The sequence below is a fragment of the Rufibacter immobilis genome, from assembly GCF_003721565.1.
GTDB lineage: Bacteria > Bacteroidota > Bacteroidia > Cytophagales > Hymenobacteraceae > Nibribacter > Nibribacter immobilis.
Genome location: NZ_RJJE01000009.1, coordinates 658,462 through 679,818, shown reverse-complemented (window position 1 = coordinate 679,818; position 21,357 = coordinate 658,462). Strand labels below are relative to the sequence as shown.

Below are 21,357 nucleotides of genomic sequence, written 5' to 3'. Positions count from 1 at the left end.
GTGTCTTTTTTGGCCGTTGGCCGATGTTTATTTTTGATTCCGCCAAGGGCGATGCTTCTGTTTCTTTTGCGATTTTCTGGCGCAAGCGTCTGCTTGCGTCCATCGCACGCATTTCTGTTTTTGACCTGTTTTCAGAAAAACAGCCCCTAAACGCCAGCACAAACGGCCGCTTGCGCCATTTTTATTTACATGGATAGAGGCTTCACCTCTATAACTAGTCTCCCTTCTTTTTGTCATCCTGAAAGGATCTTGTGATCGAACGGTAGCAGCGCTTCTTTAATGCTTTTCTAGTTCGCCCACAAGATCTTTCCAAGATGACAGGAGGGGGAGAGGGTAGCAGAGAAAACAGAACCCAAGGTGGATGCCAAGTTCCTCTAGTACCATTCAACTCAACTCATTTCACCTTTCTGTTTCTGGCCTTTTTTTAGAAAAACAGCCCCTAAACGGAAAATCAGTAATTCAAATTCGGCGACAGCCAGCGCTCTACTTCTTCTACCGTCATGCCTTTGCGCTGGGCGTAGTCTACCACCTGGTCTTTCTCAATCTTGCCCAACCCGAAGTACCTTGACTGCCTATGCGCGAAGTACATACCCGATACCGCTGCCGTAGGCCACATGGCCAGACTCTCGGTTAAGGTGATGCCGGTGTGCTGCTCCACGTTCAGGAGCTGGAACAGCGTGGTTTTCTCGGTGTGGTCTGGGCAGGCCGGATAGCCGGGCGCCGGGCGGATGCCCTGGTATTTCTCTTTGATGAGTTCTTCGTTGGTGAAGCTTTCCTCGGGCTCGTAGGCCCAGATTTCCTTGCGCACAATCTCGTGCAGCTTTTCGGCGAAGGCTTCGGCCAGGCGGTCGGCTAAGGCTTTGGCCATGATGGAGTGGTAATCATCGTGGTCGGCTTCAAACTGTTTTACCAGATCGTCCAGGCCAATACCGGCGGTTACGGCAAAGCCTCCCGTGTAATCTGCCAGGCCAGTTTCTTTAGGCGCGACAAAGTCAGCAAGTGCGAGGTTAGGCACGTTGGGCCCTTTCTGGCCTTGCTGGCGCAGGGTACGGAAGTGAGTGAGGACTTGGGTACGCTGCTCATCGGTGTAGATTTCCACATCGTCATGACCCACAGAGTTGGCCGGGAACAAACCGGCCACGCCGTTGGCGGTAAGTAGCTTCTCGTCTACAATGCGTTGGAGCAAAGCCTGAGCATCGGCGTACAGTTTGGTGGCTTCCGCGCCTACAATCGGGTCTTCCAGCAGTTTCGGGAATTTGCCGTGCAGTTCCCAAGCCTGGAAAAAGGGCGTCCAGTCAATGTACGGCACCAGTTCCTCCAGCGGGAAGTTCTGGAACACCTGCACGCCGGTTTTGGCTGGCGTGTACACGTCTTCGGCTTTCCACTCAATGGGCAGCTTGTTCGCGCGGGCCTCGGCAATAGGTAAGTATTTCTTTTCCTTCTGGCGGCTCAGATAGCCTTCGCGCATCTCATCATATTCTTTCCTGATGTCTACCGCAAACTGCTCCTTGTTGTCCGGGCTCAGCAAATTACCAACCACCGGTACGCTGCGCGAAGCATCCAGTACGTGCACGACGGTTCCGTTATAGGCGGGCGCTACTTTCACGGCCGTATGCGCGCGGGACGTGGTGGCCCCGCCAATAAGCAGCGGAATATTGAAGTTCTGCCGCTCCATTTCGCGGGCTACGTGCACCATCTCGTCCAGTGACGGCGTAATCAGACCACTGAGTCCGATCACGTCCACGTTGTGCTCGCGGGCGGCATCCAAGATTTTATCGGCGGGCGTCATCACGCCCAGGTCAATCACCTCGTAGTTGTTGCAGGCCAAGACCACGCCCACAATGTTTTTCCCGATGTCGTGCACATCGCCTTTCACCGTTGCCATCAGGATTTTTCCGTTGGTCTGGCGGGTAGAGGTGTCACCGGAAGCGGCGGCGCGTACTTTCTCTTCCTCAATGAACGGTAACAAGTAGGCCACGGCTTTCTTCATGACGCGGGCGCTTTTCACTACCTGCGGCAGGAACATTTTGCCTTCGCCGAAGAGGTCACCCACTACGTTCATGCCGTCCATGAGCGGACCTTCAATCACTTCCAGCGGTTTGCTGTAGAGGTGGCGGGCTTCCTCCACGTCCTGGTCAATGTATTCTACCAGTCCTTTCACCAGCGCGTGCGTCAAGCGTTTCTGCACCGGTTCCTGGCGCCAAGCCTCGTCACGCACCACTTCTTTGCCTTTGTTTTTCACCGTTTCGGCGAACTCCACCAGACGCTCGGTGGCATCGGGGCGGCGGTTCAGCAGCACATCCTCTACGCGCTCCAGCAGGTCCTTCGGGATTTCCTCGTAGACTTCCAGCATACCCGCGTTCACAATGCCCATATCCAGACCGGCTTTGATGGCGTGGTACAGGAATACAGAGTGCATGGCCTCGCGCACGGGGTCATTGCCCCGGAACGAGAAGGAAATATTACTCACCCCGCCGCTTACTTTGGCACCCGGCAGGTTCTGTTTGATCCAGCGGGTGGCGTTAATGAAGTCGACGGCGTAGTTGTTGTGCTCCTCCATACCGGTGGCCACGGTGAGGATGTTGGGGTCAAAGATGATGTCCTCGGCGGGGAAGCCTACTTCTTTGGTCAGGATGTTATAGGCACGCTCACAGATCTGGATGCGGCGCTCGTAGTTATCGGCCTGGCCTTCTTCGTCAAACGCCATCACTACCACGGCGGCGCCGTAGCTGCGCACTTTGCGGGCGTACTCTTTGAACTTCTCTTCGCCTTCTTTGAGCGAGATAGAGTTCACGATGGCTTTGCCTTGCACGCACTTGAGACCGGCCTCAATCACGCTCCACTTGGAGGAGTCGATCATGATGGGCACCCGCGCGATGTCTGGCTCAGAGGCGATCAGGTTCAGGAACAGGGTCATGGCGGCTTCGGAGTCCAGCATGCCTTCGTCCATGTTCACGTCAATGATCTGGGCGCCGTTCTCCACCTGCTGACGGGCTACGGCCAGGGCTTCTTCGTACTGCTCGTTCAGAATGAGACGGGCGAATTTCTTGGAACCGGTCACGTTGGTACGCTCGCCTATGTTCACGAAGTTAGAGCCTTCGTACACCGTGAGCGGCTCCAGGCCCGAGTAGGTAGGAACGGCCGGTAATTGTGGCAGCGGGCGCGGCGGGTATTCTTTGGCAATCTCAGCGATGACCTTGATGTGCGGCGGCGTAGTTCCGCAGCAGCCCCCCACGATGTTCACGAAGTTGTTCTCCAGGAAATCACGGATGTGCTGGCCCATTTGCTCCGGTGTCTCGTCATACGCTCCGAAGGCGTTGGGCAGACCGGCATTGGGGTAGGCACTGATGTGGAACTTAGACGCCTTGCTTAAGCTCTGCAAGTGCGGACGCAACTGCTTCGCCCCGAGGGCGCAGTTAAAGCCCACGCTCAGCAACGGCATGTGTGAAACCGAGTACAAAAACGCCTCGACGGTCTGGCCGGATAGGGTACGACCGCTGGCATCGGTAATGGTACCGGACACCATGAGCGGCAGGCGCTTGCCCGTCTGCTGGCTGTATTGGTCAATGGCGAACAGTGCCGCCTTGGCATTCAAGGTATCAAAGATGGTTTCCACCAACAGCAAATCCACGCCGCCGTCTACCAGCCCGCGCACCTGCTCGGTGTAGGCTTCTACCAGCTCATCATAGGTAATGGCGCGGTAGCCGGGGTTGTTCACATCTGGCGATAAAGAAGCGGTACGATTGGTAGGCCCGATGGCTCCGGCTACAAAACGCGGTTTGTCTGGCGTTCTGGCAGTCCACTCATCGGCGGCTTCGCGGGCAATGCGCGCCGATTCATAGTTCAGCTCGTACACCAGGTCCTGCATGTCGTAGTCGGCCATGGCGATGGAGGTGCCGCTGAAAGTGTTGGTCTCGGCAATATCGGCGCCCGCCTCAAAGTAGAGGCTGTGGATTTCCTTGATGATGTGGGGTTGGGTGAGGGAAAGCAAATCATTGTTGCCCTTCACGTCCAGGTGGTAGTCTTTGAAACGTTCGCCGCGGTAATCTTCCTCTTGCAGGTTGTACCGCTGGATCATGGTACCCATGGCACCGTCTAAGACTAAAATTCGTTTCTGTACTTCTTCCTCAATGCGGGTCATCTTCTTGTGCAAACCTAAAGGGTTAGTGGCGGCTCAAGAAAGGGTAGGAGGAAGTGGCGGGTAGGCGTGTAGGAATCTCCGTCACTCATCTCCCCCGTTGCAGCAGTGGCAGCGGGTAGGAAGTAGCACCCAACTGAATTGGGTTGCTAAGACATCACAGGGCCTAATCCCTCCGTCTTTCTTGATAAGCATCTGCAAAGGTACGGGCTGGGGTTGGATTCTGCAAGGGGATTGGGCGGGCGATTCAATGGTGGGGATCATTGCGTTTAGGGGCTCTTTTTCCAAAAACAGGCGCTAAACGCAAAACCATGGAAAAAGAAAAAGCCTGCACGAGGCAGGCTTTTCTAGTAGGTTCGGGGAAGCATTAGAATGTATAGCGCACGGTCAGAGCTCCGTCTCCATACAAGAAAATCCCGTCTCGGTTACCCTCGAAAAATGGCTTAAAATCGAGGGACAGAGAAAGCGGAATTTCCGTAATCTGATATTCCAAACCTACAATACCGTCTATCCCCACCGTGGTGAGGGTTCTATTGTAAGAGTCTTCGTAATGTCTGCTAGAACGTTTGTGGTAGTACCGGCCCTTGAAGAAGCCAACGTGGGCACCACCGCCGTAAAACCACCGCAACCCCGGCACGCTGAAGGCATCGGCGTGCTGCTCAATGAGGGCGGTTAATTGGAAGCCTCTTCGGCCAAAGCCGGTGCCCAGAATTCCTTCCAGGGCAAGTGACTCCCGCATGAAGTATTTCCCGGAGATACCGGCGGTATGGCCGCCCACCCTGAGCCCTATGCCTCCCTGCTGTGCCTGGGCACCGGTAAGAGAGCAAAGGGACAGCAGGAGTATCCCGAGCCCAAAAATAAGAGGTTTGTTTTTCATAGTAAAAGATTCTTTGCAAAAAGGCTGGCTTAATGTCTTGCTGTCTTTCTAAAACTGCCCAAAACTAAGGTTTATTTTACCTGTGGATAAAAACTGACACAAGGCTCTGGCCAATTTTGGGCGCGCAAGTTAGCTTTTTTTGTAGGATTGCAGGTACGCCTCGCGGGAGGTGCGCTGGCCCACCAGCCGGAAGAAACTGATTTTGTGCTCGGTATCTTTCTTGAGCGCCCGCGCGAAGGGGTCTTTCTTCTGGCCGTGCTCCTCAAAGTCTTTCACGTACTGTTCCCTTATCAGCTCGGCGGCGGGCAGCAGCTCGGCGGTTCTGATCTGGACCAGGCCGGTTTTCTCCCACAGTTTGCGCCACCAGGCCACCGAATGGATGTAGTACCAGTACGCCTGGAAATCCTCACGCAGGAAATCGGGTACCTGGTCAATGGTCTCAATCTCTTCTTTGAAACAGACGTCCACAATGCCTATGTAGCCATCGGGCTTGAGGAAGTGGCAGATGTAAGGTAGGTACTTGTCGTCGGTGCCGAAGTAGGTGTAGGAGTCAATGACCAGCACTACGTCAAAGAATTCCTCGGGGAAGGGCAGGGAACGGGCATCGGCCTGAAGCGGGAATACTTGGTTTTCCAGGTTCTCGTCCTGCACGCGGCGGTAATTGTCTGTGGCGGAGATGGCTTCGTCCACGGCCCAGACCTGCACCCCAAACTCGTTGGCCAGAAAGATAGAGCTGGCCGCTTTGCCGCAGCCTAAGTCCAGCACTCGCATGCCTTTTTTAAGAGGAATAAGCGAGGTAATGCTCTCCAGGTTGAAAAGCACGTTCTCTCCCATAGAATGCTCCCGCACCCATTGTGGGTCATATTGGGTACTGCGCGGAAAATGATGCTTGATTTGATGCTGGGCAGCGTTGTCCATGGTGTTGGGTTGTTTCTGCTGCCTTTACGCGATGGGTGGCCGGGAAGTTAAGGCATTTGCGTTTAGCGCCTGTTTTTGGAAAAAGAGCCCCTAAACGCAGGCACTGGAATGCTGCTACGCGTATTGCTGCATCTGCTCTGAGGGGTGCACCAGCACGCCGCCGCCGTCCTGTTTGGCGGCTTCCAGCATGGCCTTGGCAACGGTGCGGGCCTCAATGGCGCGGTACTTGTTCAGCGGCCCTTTGAACAGGAAACCGAACCCTTTCATGAACACTTCGGCGGCCTTCTCGCCCAGCCTGAACTCCTGCCGGTCGCCTAACAGCAGCGAGGGCTGGAAAATATGCACGGCCGTAAACGGAAGCGCTTTCACGGCCTGCTCCATCTCGCCTTTCACCTGGTTATAGAAAATGCTGGAACCGCCATCTGCCCCCAACGCCGACACCACCAGAAACTGCGTGGCGAAATGCCCGGAGGTGACTTTGGCCAGGTTCACCACATACTGGTAATCTACCTTCCTGAAATTTTCCTTGGAGCCGGCTTTCTTGATGGTGGTGCCCAGGCAGCAATACACGTCATCGGCGATGAGGCTGTGGCGGTGCTTTTCCAGGTGGTCAAAATCTACGGTGAGCTGCTGTAGTTTGGGATGTTCCACGGGAAGCGTTTTTCGGCCAATGGAGATCACCTTGTTATAGCGGGGGCTTTGCAGCAGCAGTTGAAGACAGTGGCCGCCCACCAATCCGCTGGCGCCAGCAATAAGAGCAGTCTTGGCAGATACCATATCTCCGGTCTATGATTTTAAGGCTTTTCTAAGCACCTGATAATCCAGGTAATATAGAACCTTAACGGAGAAGCTGTTTAATTGTTTGGCCTGTAAGGTATTGCGCAGGTTCAGGAAATAGTCGTTCCGGCTGGGGAAAAGACTGTAGTCAATGGCGTTCTTCCAGACCACGCTCACCTCACTGCCCGGGGCAAACCGCCAGCTGTACACCAGGTCTACGTTGAAGGCGTTGAAGTTGCGGTCATCGGCCCACGGCGAGGTGGGTTTGTAGCCCAGGGGTGCCATGTTCCCGTCTTCCAGCAGCAGATAGTGCTCTTTGTAGGTGGCATTAGACCAATAGTGGCGCATGTTTAGGTTAAGTGCGGTGCGGGCGTTGAAGATGTACGTGCCAGTAAGGGTGTTGCTCACCGTGTACACCGTACGGTTCCCGAAGAAGATGCTGTCCTGCCCGCCGTTGCCCGTGAACCCGAAGTCGCGGAGGGCCTGGTTCAGATCCACGCTGTACACCAGCTGGAGGTTGTCGTTCACGCGCAGGCGGGGACTGAGGCCAACCCACTGGGTAAGGCGGTCATATTCCGCGGAGCGGTAGAGGCCGCCGTTTATGTCCAGCGCGAATTTCTTGCGGTAGTCGCTGGAGATATAGCCACTTATCTCCCAGCCGGACGGGTCGCGCCACCGGCGGTTAGGAGCACGGTTGGCGTCATAAGACCGAGGCTCAAAATAGTCATAGTTGTTCAGCGGAAGCCAGGAGAGGGTGTATCCAAAGGAAAGGAAGTTTCTGGTGGTGGCGTTGGTCTCCAGAAAGTACACCAGCTGCGCCAGCTTGTTGGGTTTGTACAGCATGCGGTGCTCCACGCCTAAGGTGTTGTACATATTGTTCAGCTTCCAGAAGGGCTTGTAGAGGTTGTACCGCACATTGGCCGCGTTCTCCAGGGAGTTGTTGTTCTCCAGATAGCCCAGGTCATTGATTTCATAGGTATGGCTCTCCACGCTGTGGCTCACCGTGAACTGGAAATTACCGCTGGTCTTCCCAAAGCTGGCGGCGTAGGCATGGCCCAGTTCCACTTTGTGGGTGCCTTCTTCTATCTCGCCTTTGTTGTAGCGCTGGCTCAGGTTACCCGATAGGTTGAGGGCGTACGAGTTCTTCTTGTTGGAGAGCCGCGTCATGAGCCCGGTCACGTTGGCATTGTAAAAACCGGCGCTTCGGGTTACGTTGGTGTTGGTGAAGGTGACGTAAGAGCTGTTGGGCAGCGTTTGGTCCAGCACCAGCACGTTGTAGTTGGTGGCCGGGTCTGTCAAGACCTTAAATTCCTCTTCCAGGCGGTTGCTTCTGAGGGTAGCGTAGGTGTTGCGCGTCACGGCGTTGAACAAGCCAATGCCTAGTCCTTTGTTGGTTCTCCCTGATATTTTGGTGGCGTTGAGGAGGCTTGTTTTGTCTGGGTTTTCAACCACCTGCACTTGCGCCGGACCTTCGCCGTAGCGGTTTCTGTCATAGGGCAGGTCATCGTATAACAATGGCGTGGCCCCAATGCGTCTGGAATAGAAAAGTCCGGCTTTGTTGAAAAGCTCGGTCCCTTCCGTGAAGAACTGACGATTTTCATTGAACCTCACCTCAAACGGCGAGAGGTTGAGCACCTGCGCGTCTGACTGCGCCTGCCCGAAGTCCGGCACCAGGGTCATGTCTAAGGTAAAGGCGTCATTGATACCGTATTTAATGTCCATACCACCATTAACCGTGGTTTTAAGGTCTTTCTTGTCCGCTTTGCCGTGCGGGTAATGATCGGCGTAGCCGGAAAGGTACGGCATCAATGACAGCCGCAGCGGCGCTTCCAGCCCCTGCACCCCCTGTAACACGCCAAACTGGTTTGCGAAGCCCTGGATGGAGCTGTCTATGAAATTCCAGAAGGCACTCTCACGGTAGCGGCGGGTAGAACGCCAGAAGTTAATGCCCCAGCTCTGCACGTCCTTCTTTGGAAAACGGAGGGCCGAGTACGGAATCCTGAACTCCACGGACCAGCCCTGCGCATGGCGGGCCACGGTGCTTTCCCAGACGGCGTTCCAGGAGAAGTCATTGCCGTTGCTTGTGGCCCGGAAATCGGTTTGCACGCCCGCGGTGGAAACCTCAAACCCAAAGGCGTTCTGCTTGTCCAGGTACGTGTCTAAGTACACCCCAAACATGTCTGCGTTCACCTGTCCGCCGTCGCGCTGGCTCAGCTGGGTAAGGACAGAGTCTGGGGAGCTGTCATAGAGAATGGCCCCTATGTAAATGGCCTGGTCGTCATAGAGAAGGCGTACCTCCGTGCGCTGGCGCGAAGGGGCCCCGTTCACCGGCTCGTTCTGGATAAAATCTGTGGCCGGAGGGGCCTGTAACCAGACTTCTTCGGTAGGCAGACCATCTAGCTTGGGTGGGGTGGCCGTTCTAACGGCGGTCATCTGTTTTTTGACAGGCACGGGGGTTTGGCCAAAGGCAGCGGTGAAACTGCTTAAGCAAAAGGCCAAAAGGAAAAGGTGTCGCATTAAGGAGACGCTACGGGCCGGGTATTGCTCAGGAAGTAGTAATCAACTGGGTGCCTTGGGGCAGCAACTGCACCGCACCGCGCTTGTATAAATTGCCCAGTGCTTTCTTGAAGGTTTTCTTGCTCATGCCCAGGGTGTCATAGATGAGTTCTGGGGCGCTTTTATCCGTGAGCGGGAGCCAGCCGTTTTCGGCCTGTAGGCGCTGCAAGATGGTTTGGGCGGCTTGTTCCACCTCGTCATAGCCTTGTTTCTGCAGGCTCACATCCAGCTTGTTGTCTTCCCGCACTTTCTTCACGTAGCCCTGGGTGTACTCACCCGGCTGTAGCGGGCGGAACACCTCGTTGCGGTACAGCATACCCAGGTAGCTGTTGTTCACGATTACCTGGTAGCCCAGCGCCTTCTCAGGACCAATGAGGAGCTGTACTTCCTCGCCTTCCTGAAGGGAAATAGGGTCATAGCTCAGGTAAGGAGCCAGTTTGGAAGAACCTACCAGGCGGTCTGAGTTATCGTCTAAATAAATGTATACCAGCGCCCACTGGCCGGGGTATAGGTCATCGTGCTGGTTTTTGTAAGGCACGAACAGGTCTTTTTCCAGGCCCCAGTCCAGAAACGCACCATAGTTGTTCACGTCCCGCACCTGCAGGCAGGCGAACTGGTCTACTTTGGCCTTGGGCTCCAGGGTGGTGGCAATGAGGCGATCTTCAGAATCTCTGTACACAAACACGCTGATCATGTCGCCTACCTGTGCCCCGGCCGGAACGTATTTGCGGGGCAGCAAGACATCACCGTCGTCTGAGCCCAGGTAAAGGCCATGTTCCAGATCACGGAGGATTTCCAGGTAGTTGTAGTCGCCTAGATGCAGCATTGTCTTTGGTGTAAGAGGTTCAGGAACAAAGGTAGAGAATCTGAGCGGCTCGTTTCAAGGGTTGGGGAAGTTTGTGGGCAGAAATCTGTTTTTAGCCTGATTTTGGAAAAAGAGCCGCTAAACGCAGAAGGTTAGAGTAATTGGCTTTCTGTTTAGGGGCTCTTTTTGGAAAAACGGCCCCTAAACGCCCTACCAGTACTGGGACGGCGAGTACACTGAGCGGCGGTTGCGGAGCATGAGGCCCAGCACCAGTTCATGGGAACCGTAGCTTACCTGGTTCAGGCCAGAGGTGGTGAGGTCATAGGCATAGCCCAGGTGGAACTTCTGCTTGTACTGGAAACCGGCGGTAATGACGGCCGCATCCTGCAATCTGTAGGAGCCCCCGGCCCAGAACTGATCGCGCCAGAACACTTTTACATTCAGGTCAACGGAAAGGGGGCTGGGAGCGGCGTATTTCATGACCACGGAAGGCATCACGCTGAAGTCTGGACTCACCAGCATACGGTACCCGCCGTGCACGTAAAGGTGGCGCTGCTGCCTGGCTGGGATTTTGCCCCGCGTCTCCCTGAAGCTGAAGGGCGTAGGCAGCACCTGCGTGACCGATGCGCCGGCAAAGAGGGTGCTGCTGTACAGCAATACCCCCACCCCTACGTTGGGCAGCAGGCGGTTGTACTCATCGGCGTTCATGACCGGGTCGCCGGGACTCCCGAAGGTGAGCATGTCGCGGTTCAGACTGAACTGGGTGAGCCCGGCGGCCACTCCGGCGGCTAGCTTGAGCGAGGGGGTGAGCGGCTGGTGGTAGGCATAAAGTAACTGAATTTCGGTGCGTTTGAGCCCGGCGGCTTTGTCTGCCTGTACCAAGATGCCCACGCCGTGGTGCGGACGGATTTTCTGGGCATTGTTTTGATGTTCGGGGCGCCACCGTACGCGCAGCTTGCCTTTGATGACCGGCTGGGGCTGAAAAGTGGTGGGCGGGCTCAGGTAGTCCAGGCGGGAAAGGGGCATATGGCCGCTCAGGTAATAGGAGGTGGGGGCTCCCGCTAGGCCAGTCCATTGGTTGCGGTAACCGGCGCGTACATCCAGGTAATTGTCTGTGCCGCTGACCGCTGGGTTCATGAGGAGAGGGTTGAGCATGTACTGACTGTAATGCGGCACCTGCTGCGCCAGCCCCCAAAGTGGGAAGCAGAGCAGGAAAAGCAGGAGGCAGCTGTACGACGTTCTCATAAGCGCTGGCTTTAGCGAAGAATGGTAAGCGGTCCAGACTTTTTAGGGAGACCGTTGTGAGGATCAATGATATAATAATAGGCGCCAATGGGCAGGTCAGAGCCGTTGCGTTTCCCGTCCCAGGGCGAAGGGTAGCCCCGGGTGGAGTAGACCAACTGTCCCCAACGGTTATAGATCTCAATGGAGATGAGCGGGTAGTCCTGAATTCCCTCCAAAACCCAGGTGTCATTCGTGCCGTCGGCGTTGGGGGAGAATGCCGTGGGAATCTGCAGCCGTTTCACCACTTTCACTTCCATGCTATCCAGGTTGGTGCAACCGGCCTCAGAGCGGGCATGGAGGTAGTAAGTGGTGGTAGTGGCCGGTGAGGCAACAGGGTTGCTGATGTCAGGGTTGCTCAGGCCGATAGTGGGTGTCCAGGAGAGTTGCCCCTGTCCGCTCCCCTGCAAAGTTATTTTGTCTCCTTCCTCTAATAGGAGATCAGGTCCCGCGTCGGCTGCCGGGGTGGGTTCTATCCTGATCTGCACCTCGTCTGTGGCACTCTTGCAAGGGCTGTTGCTTACCGTCCAGCGCAGCAGATACGTTTGGTGGAAGCTTCCCGAGAAAATTGCGGTGGGACTGTTAGCGTCAGAGAAGGAACCGCCCGTGCCTTGAATCACCGTCCAGACGCCAGTTGCCGGAGCCGGGGCGTTGGCCGATAACCGGGTGGAGGTCTGGCCACAGAGCAACTGGTCTGGCCCCGCTTGCGCTATTGGAGGGGGAGCAATCTGGATGATTTTCTGAACGGTCTGCGAACAACCCAACGCTGACGAAACAGTGAGGCTAACCGTGTAACTGCCGGGACTGGAATAGGTATGGGTTGGCTGCTCTGAGGAAGTTTTGTTCCCATCACCGAAGTCCCAGACCCAGGTAGTCATTTGGCCGCTTGCCAGGCTGCTGCTGTTCTGGAACGTGACCGCGTCTGCCACGCAGCCTACCGTAGGGGAGAAGTCAGCCTTTGGCATAGGATAAATGGTGACAGCGCCTGAGAATGTCTGCTCACAGGTGTTGGCGCCCTGGGCTTTTAACGTGACGGTATAGGTGCCGGGTGCGGTATATAAATGTGTGGGATTGGTGTCTGTGGAGGTGGTGCCATCCCCAAAATCCCAGGTGTACGTGAGGTTGCCGCTGCCCCGGTGCTGGGTGGTATTGGCGAAAATCACAGAATTGCCCTCGCAGACGTTGGGTGCGGTAAAGGAGGCCAGCGGGTTGGGAAGCACGGTAATAGTTTTACTGATAGACTCCATGCACACAATGCCAGACCAAACCCGCAGTGTTACCTGGTAGGTGCCAGGTGTTTTGTATGTATGGGTGGGGTTGGCTTCCTCAGAGAAAGAGCCATCGCCAAAGCTCCATTGCCGCCGCAGAATCTTTCCGAAGGAAATAGTGCTGGCGTCTGAAAAGCTAACTCCCTGCTCCTGGCAGAAAGAAGAGGCGGTAAAGTCTGGTATGGGCTGTGCCCCGTTAATGGTGTACGTTTGGGAGACACTGTCCTGGCATCCTTTGTTGGTAGTAACAACCAGTTTTACCGTATAGGTGCCTGCGGTGGCGTATTGGTGCCGCGGCGAGTTGGCGGTGCTGGTGTTGCCGTCTCCAAACTCCCATCTAAAGCTCATAGTGCCTGCCGGCACGGTAGACAAGTTTTGGAAAATGGCCTCATCCCGCACGCATATATCTGGTAAACGGAACGCTACTGTTGGTTTAGGATTCACCCGTACGGTTTGCTGCGTAGAATCGCGGCAGCCTTGGTCTGAGATAACTTTAAGTTTGACGGTAAAAGTGCCGGCGGTGGAAAATTGATGTTGGGGGTGCTGCTCAGTAGAACGTTCGGTGCCATCGCCAAAATCCCATTCCCACTGCACCACGCGCCCCTGCGGTACACTAGATTGGTCTTGAAAGGCCATAGCTGCTTGCACGCAGGCCTCCTGCGCCTGAAAACGGGCGGCTGGCGGTGCTGCAATTGTTATCTGCTTAGTTAAGGTGCTAATGCACAGGTTCTGATTGGTAACAGAAAGCGTGACGGTATAGCTGCCTTGTTTAGGGAAGCGGTGCGAAGGATTCTGCTCACTGGACGTAGTGCCGTCTCCAAAATTCCAGCGCCAGGCAATGATCTTCTCTCCGGTGGTGAGAGCAGAAGCGTCTGTAAAGCGAGTGCTTTCATTAGAGCAGGCAAGGTCAACCGTGAAATCTACCTTAGGATTGGGATGAACTTCCACCTCTATATAAGTAGAGTCCTGAGAGTTACAGTCATTGCCGTTAGACTTAGTAGTGACCAGTGAAACAGTGTATTTACCCGGGCCTGGGAACAGATGCGAAGGATTTTGAAGGGTAGAGGTAGCGCCGTCTCCAAAGTGCCATTTCCAGGCAAGGGGCTGATACTGGGCAAACCCTTTGAACCGGATGCTGCGCCCATCACAGATGCTGTCAGAGAGAACCGTTATGTTCTGGTTGAGGTTTGTGACGTTTGCCCCCGCTGAATAGGCGTAGGATTCCACGTCGCCAAATCCGTAGGCAATGGCGTTAAAACCGCTATCTGCCGTAAGCGAATGGTTGCCTGAGTTGACTGCGTTCTGGGAGTAAGAATATTCCGGATTGGCCGGTACCGGCTTAAAAGCCACCGCCTGACCGTCAAGCCTAAATGAACCGGTTTCCGCCGTTTTCATGGTGATGTTGATGTACTGACGGGAAATCTGGAAATTAGGGGAGGAATAGAGCGTGATCTCCCGCAGAGTCTGTTCTACCGGATTGATGAGCACCATGTCCGGATCGCTGGGAACGTTATCGCAGGACTGGGATTTGGTGTAGTGTGTTACCTGTACCGGCTCTGAAGCGGTAATGTAATTGGCAATGTCATTTTCAAATTCATAGAACTCCCCCTGGTTTCTACTGACTGAACTTCCGTTGACCCGAATGATAGTGTTGTCTTTAGAAGCCAATACTCGGTAAATATCTCCGGCCCGACGGCTGCTGAACGGGCTTGTCACAAAGTTCTTGCCCCAGGCACTAACGGGGTATAGTTGCTGGTACAGGTTGTCGCCGGAGAGTCTGCTAGGGCAGGTGAAGGGCTCTGGGATTGCCGTGTAAGAGCTCCCTGAGAAAACTGCGATTCTTTTGCAGGTGCCCCCGTCTGCGGCAATGGACTCAATTTTGGTGCCGGTGAGGTCTTGCAGGGATCTAACCTGGTATACTTCCCCTTTCATAAGCGGTCTGGGGGGAGAAAAGGCCTGACCGGTGGGTTGGCCACCCAAAGTGGGGCCGGTGGGGGTAATCTCAATGGTAGTATTGTCTTCCAATGCCACCACCATCACCTGCGAGGCCGCTCTTGCGCCCATGGAATCGGTTTGGGTATAGCTGGAGGCGTAATAAGAGCGCCCCAACGTATTGGCGGGCAACACCAAGGTGGCCCCAGACTTGTTCAAGTGATAGATGTGGGCATATACCACTATGGGGTCATTGGCGGTGACATGAATGGCTTTGCTCTCTATTCTCTCGCTGGAACCTACATAAGCATCTCTGGGGCTAATAGGAATAACCGTGACGGAGTTCGCATTAACCTGGTGCGTTTTGGGAGCGCCTTGCCCAATTGTTACCTGTGCCTGGGTGGTCACCTGGGAGGTGACATACAAATTCATGGCGGAGATACCACCCTGTGTGTTTGGGCCTATCTCATTCTGGATATGCGCCATATAGCCTATCCAGAAGTCACGGCCTCGGTTAGACGTGCTCTGGGCTTGAGTGCTATACTGCCATACTAGCAGAAGGCACAGGCAGGCGCTCCTGAAGATAAGTGGGTAAAACTTCAACGCAATATAGCTTACAGATTTAGATTACAGCATCAGTCCCAGCAGCACAGGTTTAATTGTAAGGCTTCGTAGCAATGACTTTGGGTTACTACCTGTAATATAGCTATTTAGTTGTAGTTTAGGATGGAAATAATAATTAGATAGAACTATTACCTAAATTCTGAAATCAAAGGTTGGGTAAAGCGCATGTCATTGAAGTCATAGTACTGGCGGGTAGTCTGGAAGATCTTGAAATCCTGCTGATGCCCATCTACCTGTGGCAAGCGTGGGTAATATCCTAACAGAATCTGAATGGTGTTGAACGTGAGGTATTCGTTCCGGAACCGTAAGCCCAGGCCAAAACCGGTATAGGGTTTTTCTTTCAGGGGAGATTTGTTTTCTGTACTGGTAAGCCAGGCAGCATCTGCAAAACCAACAATGGCCAGCCTGAACCCAAGGAGCGTGAGCGGCGTGAAAAGGTTGGTTTCATAGTTCAGAACAAATTTACGATAACCCCGCACACTGGAAGATCTGAAACCCCTAATGCCGTCTTCCTGGTCAATGTCTAGCGCAAAGAGGTCTGGCCGACGAATTCCCAGTGCCGTTCTATGCCACAGGAAATGCCGCCAGCGCCAGTTTCTGAGCCGGTACAATGGCGTGAAATACAAGGCCTCAGACATAAAAACTCCTTGTTCCCACGCGCTCTTGTTCCGGTAGCTGCCGTATTCTATGCCTCCGTAGAGATATCCAAAGTCGGGACGGTATTTGGCAAAAGCTCCTTTCAAACCCAGATACATGCGGTTTTTGAAGGCACCATCCTCAAAGCCAGTGGTGACGGCTAAAAGGTTTCCGGCAGGAATATCCTCCGTTCTACCAAAACCGAAGAGATACTGGTCTTTGTAATACTTCCTGAAGCTGTACCCGAAAGCGGAAAGGTAAAGACGGGCGCTTTGCAGCGTAGGGCCTCCTCCCTGGGTGTATTTGATGTTCATGAAGCGCGCGGCGGTTATAAACCTGCCCGGATTCTCCTGCGCCAGATCATAGGATTTAAGCCTGAATGCGCGACCAATCCAAAAGTCCTGGATGTTGTAATCCAGCGGAACATGGACTATCTCTTCGTCGGGGAGTGGAACACCGTCCTGGTAATAGTCGGGCTGCCTTGTCTGGTACCAGGCCGCCTGAGCCCCACCCGCATACTTGGTGTTGGTCGCGAAGAAGTCGCGCCTGAACCCTATGCTCTGCTGTTTGTAGTAATAGGTGTTCTGGTAGATCAGCTCAGCGGAAATGAAGCTGTGCGAAATGTTCTGGATGAAATAGCTCCCCTCAAACTGCCAGGGCTGGGGGTCAGACAAGCCGAAACGGTAGTTGGTCCTGATCTGGTGCCCCACGCCCATGAAGTTGATGTCGCGTAAGGCCAGGCGGGTTCCCGAAGTACTGGCCGAGCCGGAAGCATTAATACTGAACACATCCTTGGTGATGATGACAATGTCTACGCTGTCTTTGGTGGAGGTGGAGTCATTCACAAACACCCGGGCATCTAGCAGGTAGTCTGTTTGGCGGAGCAAACGCTCCGATTCTGATAAATCCAGAGGTTCCAGTAAATCGCCTTCTTTGAACAGGATCTGGTTGCGCAGGAGCCCTTGCTTGGTGCGCATGTGTAGGGCGTTGCCCAGCCTTTCCAGACCGTTATCCGGCACGGCCAGGGTGTCATTGATAGAATAGCCAAAAGCATCTAAGCGCTTGAAGTAAATGCTCCGGACTACTTTATAATTATGTTGCTCATGCGCTGGTGGCAGCAGGGAGTTTTCTGCGGGTTCATTGACGCGCCGGGGCTTGAATACAACCAACGCCTTCACCGCCCTACCCACCAAAGTTTTCCTCTGGCTTATGCGCTTCAATGATTCCAGAAAACGCTGGTGGCTAGCCGTGTCAACAGGCGTTTTAACGGTGTCTCGCGGAGAAACGGGCGGTAGATCCTGGGCTTGGACGCAGAAGCTACTGAGCCAGCAGCTTAGCAGCACTGGCAGAAAAAGTAAGTTCCAACGTGTAAAAAATGCCTGAACCGCCATTATTCGTGATTCTCCATCCTTCAAAATAAGGCAAAATCTCTGTATAACAGTAATAGGAATTATTTTGCTATTTAAATTAGTTTTATCCACAGGGTGTTGAAAAGTTGTGGCTAAAAATATTAGTTAATTAGCAGCAGTGTTTGTAACTTGCTAACGTAATCAGAGAGTTAATACGCGCAGCAGATGCAAATTTCGATCCAAGAAAAACTAAGTATTTTGGCAGATTCGGCTAAATATGATGTTTCCTGTTCTTCCAGCGGCGGTAAACGCAAGAATGAAGGCAAAGGATTAGGAAACGCAGAGGGAATGGGGATTTGCCACAGCTATACCGAAGACGGCAGATGCGTCTCTTTGCTCAAAATCCTGCTTACCAACTTCTGCATCTTTGACTGCGCCTATTGCGTGTCCAGGAAAAGCAATGACGTGAAACGGGCTGCTTTCACGGTGCAGGAAGTAGTAGACCTCACCATCAATTTCTACCGCCGCAACTACATTGAGGGGCTGTTCCTGAGTTCTGGTATTTTCAAGAACGCCGACTATACCATGGAAAGGTTGGTGCGCGTAGCCAAGAAGCTGCGCCAGGAGCATAAGTTCAACGGATACATCCACCTGAAAACCATTCCGGGAGCCAGCGAAGAACTGGTGAAGGAAGCTGGCCTCTACGCCGATAGACTAAGCGTGAACATTGAGTTGCCCACGGAGCAAAGTCTGCAAACGCTGGCGCCGGAGAAGAACTTCACGGAGGTGCTCACGCCCATGGGGCACATCAAGGACCAACTGGTATTGGTGAAGGAAGAAAAGAAACTGTTCAAATCTACGCCCTCTTTCGCGCCCGCCGGGCAAAGCACGCAGTTGATTGTGGGCGCCACGCCCGAGAGTGACCGGCAGATTTTGACCTTAGCCGATGGCCTGTACCAGAATTTCCAGCTGAAGCGCGTCTACTATTCTGGCTACGTGCCCGTGAGTGCAGATAGCCGATTGCCCATTATCAGCACTCCCCCCATCATCCGGGAGAACAGGCTCTACCAAGCCGATTGGCTCGTGCGTCTGTACGGTTTCGGGGTAAATGAGCTGCTGGATGAGCAGAACCCCCAGCTGGACCTGCAGATAGACCCTAAGCTGGCGTGGGCGTTGCGCAACCGGCATTTGTTCCCGCTGGAGATCAACACGGCAGATTATGAAGTCATTGTTCGGGTGCCGGGCATTGGGCTGAAGTCTGCGAAAAAAATAGTGGCAGCCCGCCGCTTCGCCCACCTCACCTGGGAGCATCTGCGGCAGATAGGGGTGGTCATCAAAAGGGCCAAATATTTCATTACCTGCGGAGGGCGCAGTTTGGAGACAAGAGAATGGGACGAGGAAGCCATCCGGAGAAGAATCATGTACGGGGAGAAAGGAAGCCGTGCCCAACTGTGGGGAAGCCAGCTGGATCTGTTTCAGCAAGCCAGCTGAATGTAAGCCAGAGAGCTAATTCCCCTGCACCCATCAAGAGAAAGAGAATTGTATTTGTAAAACCTCATAAAGAAACCAAAGCCATGCCATCTGTAGTAAACCGCCAAACCGTAGCCCCTGTTTCTTTCCGCTGCAAACTGAGCACCTTGGTGCCCTATCTGCGCCAGATTGCCGCCCAGCGCCATGAGAACAACGGCTCCGGCAGACGCACTTCCGTTCGTATCGCTTCCTAAGTTGAGTTCACGCGCCATGCACTTCTATACCTATGATGGTTCCTTTGAAGGCCTCCTGACGGTGGTGTTTGAAGCGTATGAGCGCAAAGCGTGGCCCACGCAGATAGGCAGGGAAGGAGAGGCTCCTCCCGGCATCTTCGCCACGCATCATTTTGTGCCCACAGACCCTGGCAAAGCCAAGCGGGTGTGGGACGGGCTGGGCAAAAAGCTGTCAAAGGCGGCTTGGGAAAACGTGTACAAAGCGTATCTCTGGGAGCAGCCGGGTTTTGAGATGCTTATCTTCCAGTTTGTGCAGTTGGTCTTCAGTAGCGCTGAGGGTGGGGTGGAGGAGAACTTCGCGAACAGAAGCGTGCAGAAAATGGCCGCGGTAGGCAAGCAGATGTTCCGGGAGAAGCACCGCATGGAGGCTTTTATTCGGTTCCAGCGTACGCAAGACGGCCTGTACGTAGCTCCCATCAGTCCAGATTTCAACGTGCTGCCCTTGGTCATCGCGCATTTTGAAAGCCGGTACGCAGACCAGCCGTGGCTCATCTATGACGTGCGGCGGCAGTACGGGGCGTATTATGATGTAGAGCGGGTAACCCTGGTCACCTTGGAGGATGCACCTCCCGGACTGAGGAAAGGGCAGCTTGATCCTGCTGTTCTAACTTCTGCGGAACCCCTTTACCAGGAACTGTGGCAGGCCTATTTTGACCATGTGAACATTCCGGAGCGGAAAAACAAAAAGCTGCACCTGCGCCACATGCCCAAGCGCTACTGGAAATACCTCACGGAGAAGAAGCCCCGGGGGCAGGCGCACAAGCCCATCCAGAACAAACAGGTGCCCACCGGCGTGCCAAGGCTGGGTGCGTAACATTAATTGCGTTTAGGGGCTGTTTTTCCAAAAAGAGGCGCTAAACGCAACTTTCCCCGCCCCTCCCGGGAGGGGAGTCCCGCAACCAAGGATCAACATGCAGTTCCTTAAATTCATGCGCCCCGCCCTCCAGCCACATCCACAGGACGAGGAAGGCATGCAAAAGGCTAGGAAGCGGTCCCTCTAGCAGTTGGCTTGCCTGCGGAAGCGGGCAACGCAGGGGCGGCATGCCCCGAGGCGCTTAGCGGGAGCATGCTTGGCCCTTAAAAGCCTGCAATGGCCCGCGCTCCCTATGGAACAGAGGATGGTTGCCCGGTGGTACCTCAAATGAAGAAAAGACTGTCCGAGCGTCAGCGAGTTTCTTTTCTTCTTGATTCTTTTGGTTACTTTTCTCATCAAGGAGAAAAGTGACAAACGCAGGCAGATCGCATCAGCCGCCATGAGTTTAGCATGAAGGAGGTAAAGAGTAAAGACGGGTAGCTAACCGGAGCGATAGTCCTGGTTGTCGGTGAGAACACCAACAACGGCGAAAGCAGCAGGAGGTTCGGCAAGGGAGGTAATGGGGAGTGTAGCGGCCCTTGCTAACAGATCAGCAAATGATAAATCTGCTTGTGTAAACATCCCCCTACCCCCTTCAAAGGGGGACTCTGCGCTGGCAACCGCAGTCTGCTTGGCTGTTAGTGAGAACACCAACAACGGCAGGAGCGTAAACCAGTCAAAATTCAGCAAAGATATCTGACCGATTCGCTGCCCTCTTTTACCGCTCGAGGAAAAAAACATGGCTGTTCATGAAACTTGCGTTTAGGGGCAGTTTTCAGAAAAAGAGCCCCTAAATGCAAATAGACCGCCGGGGCAGCCGCTAGAGGCAAACGCGGAAGGCCGGGAGAGAAAATTTTAGCTTTTTTTTCTGTTCCCTTAAAAATAGCTTAGAAACACTATCTTTGCTCTTCCATCCGCAGTACAAGCCGTTTTGGGTACCATTTCAGAAAAAAAGAACATCGTCATTTTTGCTTCCGGCTCCGGGAGTAATGCACAGCGTTTGCTGGAGCATTTTGAGCAGCATCCGCAGATACAGGTGGTGGCGCTTTTCTCCAACAACGCAGAGGCGTTCGCCTTGCAGCGGGCCCAGAACTTTGGGGTGCCTGCCCTGGTGTTTGACAGAGCCGCCCTCAAGGCCGGTGAAGTGCAGGCGCAGGTAGAATCTTACTCCCCAGACCTGATTGTGCTGGCCGGTTTCCTGTGGCTGTTGCCTGCTTCTTTTGTGCAGGCGTTCCCCAATAAGATCATCAACATCCATCCGTCTCTGCTGCCCAAGTTTGGGGGCAAGGGTATGCATGGGCAACACGTGCACCAGGCGGTACTGGATGCCCGCGAGGCCCAAACCGGCATTACCATCCACTACGTGAATGAGCACTATGATGAAGGTGCACCCATCTTTCAGGAATTCTGTGAGGTGCAGCCCCAGGATACCTGCGAAACCCTGTCGGCTAGGGTACTTGCCCTGGAGCACCGGCACCTGCCCCGCGTAGTAGAGAAATTGCTCACCACCGGAACGCCCAGCTAACCCGTACCATGATGACGCACCAGGCACGCCTCTTCCAATTGCTCTCTCAGGTAAT

14 protein-coding genes and 1 riboswitch are annotated in these 21,357 nt (G+C 54.2%); of the genes, 5 read left to right on the top strand and 9 right to left on the bottom strand.

Features of this window, described 5'->3' with window-relative positions; all coding sequences use genetic code 11:
* Nucleotides 1-23: 23 nt before the first annotated feature.
* Nucleotides 24-197, top strand: coding sequence for a hypothetical protein (locus EFA69_RS20275; protein ID WP_183906741.1), 174 nt, complete (start codon nt 24-26; stop codon nt 195-197).
* A gap of 254 nt (nt 198-451) precedes the next feature.
* Here EFA69_RS20275 and metH read toward each other — a convergent pair whose 3' ends face one another.
* The 9 genes from metH to EFA69_RS09995 all read right to left on the bottom strand — a co-directional run bounded on the left by metH (nt 452) and on the right by EFA69_RS09995 (nt 17,005).
* Nucleotides 452-4,141 (bottom strand): methionine synthase, encoded by a 3,690-nt coding sequence (gene metH / locus EFA69_RS10035; protein WP_123132947.1) that lies wholly within the window; start codon nt 4,139-4,141, stop codon nt 452-454.
* Between the two features lie 82 nt (nt 4,142-4,223).
* Nucleotides 4,224-4,332, bottom strand: a riboswitch (SAM riboswitch).
* 173 nt (nt 4,333-4,505) lie between these two features.
* Nucleotides 4,506-5,015, bottom strand: coding sequence for a hypothetical protein (locus EFA69_RS10030; RefSeq protein ID WP_123132946.1), 510 nt, complete (start codon nt 5,013-5,015; stop codon nt 4,506-4,508).
* Between the two features lie 129 nt (nt 5,016-5,144).
* Entirely contained in the window at nt 5,145-5,933 is a 789-nt protein-coding gene (locus EFA69_RS10025; RefSeq protein ID WP_123132945.1) for an SAM-dependent methyltransferase, read from the bottom strand.
* A gap of 114 nt (nt 5,934-6,047) precedes the next feature.
* Nucleotides 6,048-6,710: an oxidoreductase gene (locus EFA69_RS10020; RefSeq protein WP_123132944.1), complete on the bottom strand. Its 663-nt coding sequence runs from the start codon at nt 6,708-6,710 to the stop codon at nt 6,048-6,050.
* A gap of 9 nt (nt 6,711-6,719) precedes the next feature.
* Nucleotides 6,720-9,143, bottom strand: coding sequence for a DUF5916 domain-containing protein (locus EFA69_RS10015; RefSeq protein ID WP_221175705.1), 2,424 nt, complete (start codon nt 9,141-9,143; stop codon nt 6,720-6,722).
* Between the two features lie 112 nt (nt 9,144-9,255).
* Nucleotides 9,256-10,092 (bottom strand): CvfB family protein, encoded by an 837-nt coding sequence (locus EFA69_RS10010; protein WP_123132942.1) that lies wholly within the window; start codon nt 10,090-10,092, stop codon nt 9,256-9,258.
* Nucleotides 10,093-10,281: 189 nt separating this feature from the next.
* Complete coding sequence (locus EFA69_RS10005; RefSeq protein ID WP_123132941.1) at nt 10,282-11,316, bottom strand: PorP/SprF family type IX secretion system membrane protein; 1,035 nt, start codon at nt 11,314-11,316, stop codon at nt 10,282-10,284.
* 11 nt (nt 11,317-11,327) lie between these two features.
* Nucleotides 11,328-15,038, bottom strand: a complete 3,711-nt coding sequence (locus EFA69_RS10000; protein WP_123132940.1) for a PKD domain-containing protein — start codon at nt 15,036-15,038, stop codon at nt 11,328-11,330.
* Between the two features lie 266 nt (nt 15,039-15,304).
* Complete coding sequence (locus EFA69_RS09995; protein WP_123132939.1) at nt 15,305-17,005, bottom strand: hypothetical protein; 1,701 nt, start codon at nt 17,003-17,005, stop codon at nt 15,305-15,307.
* 381 nt (nt 17,006-17,386) lie between these two features.
* Between EFA69_RS09995 and EFA69_RS09990 the strand changes: the two genes are divergently transcribed.
* The 4 genes from EFA69_RS09990 (at nt 17,387) to purN (ending at nt 21,302) form a co-directional block, all read left to right on the top strand.
* Nucleotides 17,387-18,652: a putative DNA modification/repair radical SAM protein gene (locus EFA69_RS09990; protein WP_123132938.1), complete on the top strand. Its 1,266-nt coding sequence runs from the start codon at nt 17,387-17,389 to the stop codon at nt 18,650-18,652.
* 83 nt (nt 18,653-18,735) lie between these two features.
* A complete protein-coding gene (locus EFA69_RS20270) occupies nt 18,736-18,885 on the top strand; it encodes a hypothetical protein (protein ID WP_183906739.1) in 150 nt (49 codons plus the stop codon).
* Nucleotides 18,836-19,738, top strand: a complete 903-nt coding sequence (locus tag EFA69_RS09985; RefSeq protein ID WP_245964537.1) for a TIGR03915 family putative DNA repair protein — start codon at nt 18,836-18,838, stop codon at nt 19,736-19,738. The genes EFA69_RS20270 and EFA69_RS09985 overlap by 50 nt, the downstream gene beginning before the upstream one ends.
* A gap of 970 nt (nt 19,739-20,708) precedes the next feature.
* Nucleotides 20,709-21,302: a phosphoribosylglycinamide formyltransferase gene (gene purN / locus EFA69_RS09975; RefSeq protein WP_245964536.1), complete on the top strand. Its 594-nt coding sequence runs from the start codon at nt 20,709-20,711 to the stop codon at nt 21,300-21,302.
* The last annotated feature ends 55 nt before the right edge of the window (nt 21,303-21,357 follow it).

Bases quoted from the DNA above. Each gene is read 5' to 3' on its own strand.
- EFA69_RS10015 (WP_221175705.1), bottom strand. From the start codon at position 9,143: ATGACCGCCGTTAGAACGGCCACCCCACCCAAGCTAGATGGTCTGCCT.
- EFA69_RS09990 (WP_123132938.1), top strand. From the start codon at position 17,387: ATGCAAATTTCGATCCAAGAAAAACTAAGTATTTTGGCAGATTCGGCT.
- EFA69_RS20270 (WP_183906739.1), top strand. From the start codon at position 18,736: ATGCCATCTGTAGTAAACCGCCAAACCGTAGCCCCTGTTTCTTTCCGC.
- EFA69_RS20275 (WP_183906741.1), top strand. From the start codon at position 24: ATGTTTATTTTTGATTCCGCCAAGGGCGATGCTTCTGTTTCTTTTGCG.
- EFA69_RS10005 (WP_123132941.1), bottom strand. From the start codon at position 11,316: ATGAGAACGTCGTACAGCTGCCTCCTGCTTTTCCTGCTCTGCTTCCCA.
- EFA69_RS10025 (WP_123132945.1), bottom strand. From the start codon at position 5,933: ATGGACAACGCTGCCCAGCATCAAATCAAGCATCATTTTCCGCGCAGT.
- EFA69_RS10020 (WP_123132944.1), bottom strand. From the start codon at position 6,710: ATGGTATCTGCCAAGACTGCTCTTATTGCTGGCGCCAGCGGATTGGTG.
- EFA69_RS10030 (WP_123132946.1), bottom strand. From the start codon at position 5,015: ATGAAAAACAAACCTCTTATTTTTGGGCTCGGGATACTCCTGCTGTCC.
- metH (WP_123132947.1), bottom strand. From the start codon at position 4,141: ATGACCCGCATTGAGGAAGAAGTACAGAAACGAATTTTAGTCTTAGAC.
- EFA69_RS09985 (WP_245964537.1), top strand. From the start codon at position 18,836: ATGAGAACAACGGCTCCGGCAGACGCACTTCCGTTCGTATCGCTTCCT.
- EFA69_RS10010 (WP_123132942.1), bottom strand. From the start codon at position 10,092: ATGCTGCATCTAGGCGACTACAACTACCTGGAAATCCTCCGTGATCTG.
- EFA69_RS10000 (WP_123132940.1), bottom strand. From the start codon at position 15,038: ATGGCGCATATCCAGAATGAGATAGGCCCAAACACACAGGGTGGTATC.